The sequence below is a fragment of the Okeania sp. SIO2F4 genome (genome assembly GCF_010672385.1).
Lineage (GTDB): Bacteria > Cyanobacteriota > Cyanobacteriia > Cyanobacteriales > Microcoleaceae > Trichodesmium.
In genome coordinates, this window is record NZ_JAAHGT010000634.1 from 1 (window position 1) to 5,787 (window position 5,787).

Below are 5,787 nucleotides of genomic sequence, written 5' to 3' on the forward strand. Positions count from 1 at the left end.
ACTTACGAAAAAAGGGCACTGATGGTGCCCTTGGGTGATGAGTAACATCCTACAAATCAAAAATCATATTTGATGGTCACAGCCCAGTTTCGACCCGCTTGCGTCAGATCTTTGTTCTCGACCGTTTCGCCTTTAACATCATTCCAGTTGTAATATTCTTTATCCGTAAGATTAAAGAACCCCTACCTTTGCTATTAGTTAGTCATGCAACTCCAAGCTGTATTCAAGCTTTAATATTTATACCAAATCCAGTTTAGGGCTTACCACAAATAATTTAACTACAATCTATAATATATCAAGCTTTTGTCAACTAAGATATGTGGTCTATAGTAATCAGATTTAGTATTACTTGACAAACAATTTCTTATTCAAAATTTTATTAGTGTTTCTCAGCTATATTCTGGAGTTTAGACTAGGACAAAATTTCCCAAGATTGTTTTGGGTGAAAAAAGAAAGTAAATTAACCAAAAATTGAGTCTAAATTTTCAGATTTTTGGCTTTTTTTATGGGACTTTTTCGTTTTTTCACGACAGGATAACGGGTTCTTTTACTTCTGAGTTTACCTGTTTTCCCACCAGTGGAAAATCCACTGGGTTTGGGAGTTTTAGCAGGGGTTCCAATCTCGACTAAAAGTCCGAACATTGATTGTGCCACCCTTCCAGGGCTTAAATTTTTCTGAGGCAAATGCCTACGAAGGTGGTGTTCTTCAACTATATCTCTAGATACCCATAGTTGCCAAGGAACGTAATGGCATTAAATCACTCCATCTTTCACATTGATGGGGTGTACTGAGTGTAGGTAATGTCCAATCTAATCTTTGCTTGATAAATCTATACCAATGGTCAACAGCGAAACGTCTTAAATACTTTTTCGCCTGGTAATTCTAGAGGGAGTAATATGACCATAGAAATACCTTTACTACAAGTATTTTGCTTAACCCTCCATAAAATATTTAGGGTTTGCTTATGGAAGTCTTTTAGTAAGGGGGAGTCCTCAGTCCTCAGGAGAAATCGAAGTTATAGAGTAGTTAGTTCAGAAGAATAGTCCCTTAATTTTTCTGCCATAGTTACCCCAAAATGCTCACTTTTTCGGCTCTATCAACCGAAAAGCTGGTACTTTTTCCAGACCTAAAATTGCTAAAACCTTTATCCGTCAATGCTTTGATATTTAATCAGCCAACCCTATTTAGTTTTTTATTCACAATTTCAGTACAAATTCCATATTCTTAATATTAATTTTATAAATTTTCTATAAATCTACTATGGACAAAAGGTAGTGTTGACAAAAAAATAATCCTGTGATAGAAACGATAAGCTGTATAAAGCTGTTATTCAAGATAAAATAGTACAAAAATCAACAAATAATAAATTAGGAGACAATGCCTAAAATGAGTTTATTAAATAAGGTATTTGAAGCTTACAATGCACATCGAGTTGCATTCTCGCAAACTGAAGCAATAGCTGCTATTGCAGTATCTGCTATTGCTTCAGATGGTTATCTTTTAGAACAAGAAACAGAACGAGTTATAGTGCTTTTGTCTCAAATGGAAATGTTTAAAGGCTATTCAGAAAAACAGATTACAAATATGCTCAATAGGTTGTTAAATACACTCAGCGAAAAAGGAATTAATAATTTAGTAGCTACAGCGAATGATTCACTACATCCGGAGTATAAAGAAACAGCTTTTATGCTAGCTACTGACATAATTTTAGTAGATGGGGTTTTATCTGGTAAAGAACAAACGTTTTTAACTCGTTTGTATCAGGTCTTGGAAATCTCTACAGAAACAGCTTCAGCAATTTTTCAAACCAAATCAGAAATCCATCAAGTTACTAAAAAGAAATCTAAAAAGTATAGAATTAATCAAAATCCTGAAAAGTAGATAAAATGTAGTTTTATCAGAAAATTATCAACATATAGATATACTAGATAACTTAAAGGTACTCGAACGGTATTTACTCTGAATTTTAATCATTTGATTAACCTATTTAGAGGCAATAATTTTTTCGTAAGCTTGAATAGTTTGTGTGGCGATCGCCTGCCAACTATAACTATTTTTAGCTAACTCTTTAGCATTCAAACCCCGGCGTTTCCTTTCTGCTTCATTCTGCAAAGCTGACTTAATTAAAGTAACCATATCTTCTATTTTACAACCACCAACCCAACCTGCTTGTGCAGTTGCCACATCTTGACAAATATGAACCTGATCGGAAATAACTACTGGGGTACCTGCTACCATTGCCTCTGCTACTGCAATGCCAAAATTCTCATAATAAGAAGGTAGTACAAATAAGTCAGCAATTTGTAATAAACTTGTCTTTATTTCCCCTGTTACAAACCCCGTTATTTTTGTAAATTTAGCAAGAGGTGAATTCTGTATTTTTGACCGAATTTTTTCTTCATAACCAGGATCTTGAGGGTTAGCACCTGCTAAGATAAATTGAAAATAAATATCTTGTGCCAATAACTGTTCTAAAGCAGGTAATAATAAATCTAGCCCTTTTTTTGGTTCAATGCGAGACATAAACAAAATCATAGGATGTTTAACCTCTATCCCTTGAGATTGGAGATAATTAGCCAAATTTTCATTCTGAATATTCTCTGGAGGATTAACACCTAAAGGAATTACTAAATCTTTTGTAGATAAACCAAATCTTTCAGAAATTTTCGCCTCTTGTGTAGTGGTAAAATGAAGCCCAGCAGCACGAGCAATGTTCCGCTTTTCTAACAAAGAAACATAAACTTTTTTGAGTTGTTTTTTCTTGCGTAAATCAGCAGGATCTAAAGTTCCTAAAGGTCTTAAAATATAGGGTAAATTATTAGCTCTAGCAACAGTCGCAGCTATAGTAGTTACTGGTGAAAAAAGAGCATGAATATGAGCCAAATCAAAATCAGCAGCGTGTTGATTTAACCATTGTAATAACTGTAGAGAAAACTTATAACGACGGAATGGAGAGCAACGAAAATAACGAATTTGATAACCATTTTGTCTAACAGGTCTATCAAGAGGAACATCCAAAGGTGGCTGACCAGCATCCCCATTAGAATCTGTAGTGAGAATAGTAACATCTATATTTTGAGCAGCAAGAGCAGTAGAAAGTCCTATAACCATTTGACTCGGACCGCCATAAACAAGAGAAATAGATGGTACTATTTGTAATATTCGCATAATTTTGTCCTATTCTCCTCAACTAAACCTCAAAGTTATATTGAAGGTTTTGAACCTCACTATCAAATATTCCTAACTAGAGGTAATTTTCCCAAGTTATGGATGGATGATAGCTGGGGAAGCTTTTCCTACGAAATATATATTTCTAATAATCTTATTAGTTTGTTAACTTAATGCTCAATTATTCAACCTATTAGCTAATAGTTTAGCTTTAAGATATTACGATGCTTTAGGATCGCAACTTTAATTGTACCATTAAAGTTCTTAGGGAGCGAAGAAATTTTTTTCAAAAATTCCGACTTTGCCAATGGCTGTTTATGAATAAATCACTGAAATCCATAAACCCGATCTATTTTAGATAGAAATCAGGCTTCAGCAGTTGATGAGGATCCTTGTCCTTAATTTTTGGAAGTTATAACTTGACATTTTTATCGTTGCATGATAAGTGATTCAGTCGCACAGTCGCAACAGACAAATCGAAAGTCTGCTGCCTAGAAATCATCCCTTTGAGAATTTTAGGTCGGGAACTGCCAAAGGTAATACAGGCCCAAAAAACAAATATTTATACCAATTTCATAAACTTGAGCTACTTAGGAGAGTAGTCAGTAGTTAGGAGGTAAGGTGAGTAGCCTTGCTTTTTGAATTTGGTATTATACAAATTTGAAAAAAGAATATTACGAATAGTAAGGGGGATAAAAATATTTTTCAGAAGATTTACCTTTGACAAAAAAGATAATTTCCGAGCTAAAACATGGTATTCAAGGCATTCCCATGCGACTCCTGACTCCTGACTCCTGACTCAAACAAAAATCCTCTAGTCATTTGTAGCAAACATTTATCAAAATGGTATTATATCTCTGAAGATATAGCAGAAGAAAGAAGAAAGAAACGGTGCAACCCTGCGTCAGCGGCAGCATCTCCTCTGTAAGAGGCAGCGGCTCTGTCAAGAGCGGGTCTCCCGAAGAGTGCAGAGCCGCTCCGAAGTACGCCATATCCAATCGACCAAGAGAGGAAATGCGCACCAAGAGAGGAAGAAGGAAAAATCTAGCGTTGTCTGAGTTTTCAGCTTTTTATCTGTCCGCCTCCTTTGCTTCGACTGCTATATCTACTTAAGAGGGAGCGATCGCTGCTAATCGAGCAGGCCACACCTTGGACCTTGGTCACCTCTTGAATTTTCTGCCGCATAACAACCATAAGGGGGAAGGCATCGGGGGTGCTGGTTTCCCCACTCCTCCACAGGGTGGGGAAACCAGCACCCCCTTACATAAATAAATGTTGATCCGCTTCGATCAAGATGTTTGTCTACCTCCCGACTGATTTTTGATTTATCTATTGACTATTTCCAAGGGTGCGCCACCACAGGAAACTATACATTTTGAGTCATGCCATAACCAGCGCTTTTCCCCAGTAAAATTGGTTGATTTCTTGAGCATATTTTCGTCTAATAATTCTGCTGGTAGCAGACTTTAGAGATGATATTAACTGGGAAATATTATTGTCTGGATGTAGCTGAATCAATATGTGTACATGGTCTGGCTCACCTTCAAACTCTTCTAAGGAACAGCGTTTAGCAGTTAAAACTTTTTCTATGATTTCCCTCATATCTTTAATCATGTTTGTAGTCAGTACTTTTTTTCTATATTTAGTCACGAAGCATATATGCAAGTGAATATCATAAACTACATGAGCGCCTTTATTAAATTGTTTCTCCATAATTTCTACTTAAGAGTTAACTTTTGATGCTGATATGTTAATATAATTTTAGCGACTCAAAGATAAAAAGAGGTGACAGCTTGTATGGCTAATAGAAGATTGACTTTTCGACTGTATCCGACAAAGGTACAGAAAGAGAAACTATTTTTAGCCCGAAAGCTACACCAACTTTTGTATAACGCTTGTATCGCTCATAGACGTTTTGAGTGGAGAAAAACGCGAAGAAGTGTAGATTACTTTACTCAACAAAACGCATTGCCTGGTTTTAGGAAGCAGTGGCCAGATTACCAGCAACTCAATCTGACTGCGCTACAGGCAACAGTTAAGCGTGTTGATAATGCTTATAATGCTTTTTTTAGAGGAATCAGGAAACGCCCAAAGTTTAAATCAATTAGGAATTACTCCGGTTGGACTTACCCAGATGGTCGTCAAGGTTTTAAAGTGCAGATTGAGTGTAGCCATAAGTATGCAGTTAACTGTGGCTGGGTAACTCTAAATGACTTAGGAATGAGAATCAGAATGCGGGGTAAATTTAAGTATTGGGGAAAACCTACTACTTGTACGATTGTTTATCGTCCTCATAAAGATGAGTGGTATGTTTCATTTAGTATCAAGACCTCGGAACCATTACCGTTGTTTGGCAGTAAATCTCCCTTAGATTATGAGTCAATGGTGGCTTTTGACCTTGGTACTCAAACAGCTTTGACTTGTTATGATGGCTATGGTTTTGACGAAATCAGTAATCCTAGATTTGACAGGGAGTTGGCCCCAAAAATTCAGCAAGCTTCACGTCAACTCAAAAGAAAGCAACGACCAATTAAAGGTAAGCAAAAAGCATCAAGTAGATGGAAAAAAGCGAATAGAAAAATCTCTAAGCTTAAGGCCAAACAATCAGCCGTAAGACG

At 36.3% G+C, this 5,787-nt stretch carries 5 protein-coding genes; 2 read left to right on the forward strand and 3 right to left on the reverse strand.

What is annotated here, in order from left to right; genetic code table 11:
• Positions 1 to 477: 477 nt before the first annotated feature.
• A complete protein-coding gene (locus F6K22_RS29245; RefSeq protein WP_293106195.1) occupies positions 478 to 654 on the reverse strand; it encodes a hypothetical protein in 177 nt (58 codons plus the stop codon).
• A gap of 724 nt (positions 655 to 1,378) precedes the next feature.
• Between F6K22_RS29245 and F6K22_RS29250 the strand changes: the two genes are divergently transcribed.
• Positions 1,379 to 1,882 carry a tellurite resistance TerB family protein gene (locus F6K22_RS29250; protein ID WP_293106198.1) on the forward strand — a complete coding sequence of 168 codons (504 nt, stop codon included), beginning with the start codon at positions 1,379 to 1,381 and terminating at the stop codon, positions 1,880 to 1,882.
• Positions 1,883 to 1,984: 102 nt separating this feature from the next.
• Here F6K22_RS29250 and hpsP read toward each other — a convergent pair whose 3' ends face one another.
• Together hpsP and tnpA are read right to left on the reverse strand one after the other, a co-directional pair.
• Positions 1,985 to 3,169, reverse strand: a complete 1,185-nt coding sequence (hpsP, locus tag F6K22_RS29255) for a hormogonium polysaccharide biosynthesis glycosyltransferase HpsP (RefSeq protein ID WP_293106202.1) — start codon at positions 3,167 to 3,169, stop codon at positions 1,985 to 1,987.
• A gap of 1,380 nt (positions 3,170 to 4,549) precedes the next feature.
• Positions 4,550 to 4,882 carry an IS200/IS605 family transposase gene (gene tnpA, locus F6K22_RS29260; RefSeq protein ID WP_293106205.1) on the reverse strand — a complete coding sequence of 111 codons (333 nt, stop codon included), beginning with the start codon at positions 4,880 to 4,882 and terminating at the stop codon, positions 4,550 to 4,552.
• A gap of 84 nt (positions 4,883 to 4,966) precedes the next feature.
• On the opposite strand from tnpA, the gene F6K22_RS29265 reads away from it, so the two are divergent.
• A partial coding sequence (locus tag F6K22_RS29265; RefSeq protein ID WP_293106208.1) for an RNA-guided endonuclease InsQ/TnpB family protein occupies positions 4,967 to 5,787 on the forward strand: 821 nt, incomplete at its 3' end.

Coding starts and splice junctions, on each gene's coding strand:
- hpsP (WP_293106202.1), bottom strand. CDS start 3,169: ATGCGAATATTACAAATAGTACCATCTATTTCTCTTGTTTATGGCGGT.
- F6K22_RS29250 (WP_293106198.1), top strand. CDS start 1,379: ATGCCTAAAATGAGTTTATTAAATAAGGTATTTGAAGCTTACAATGCA.
- tnpA (WP_293106205.1), bottom strand. CDS start 4,882: ATGGAGAAACAATTTAATAAAGGCGCTCATGTAGTTTATGATATTCAC.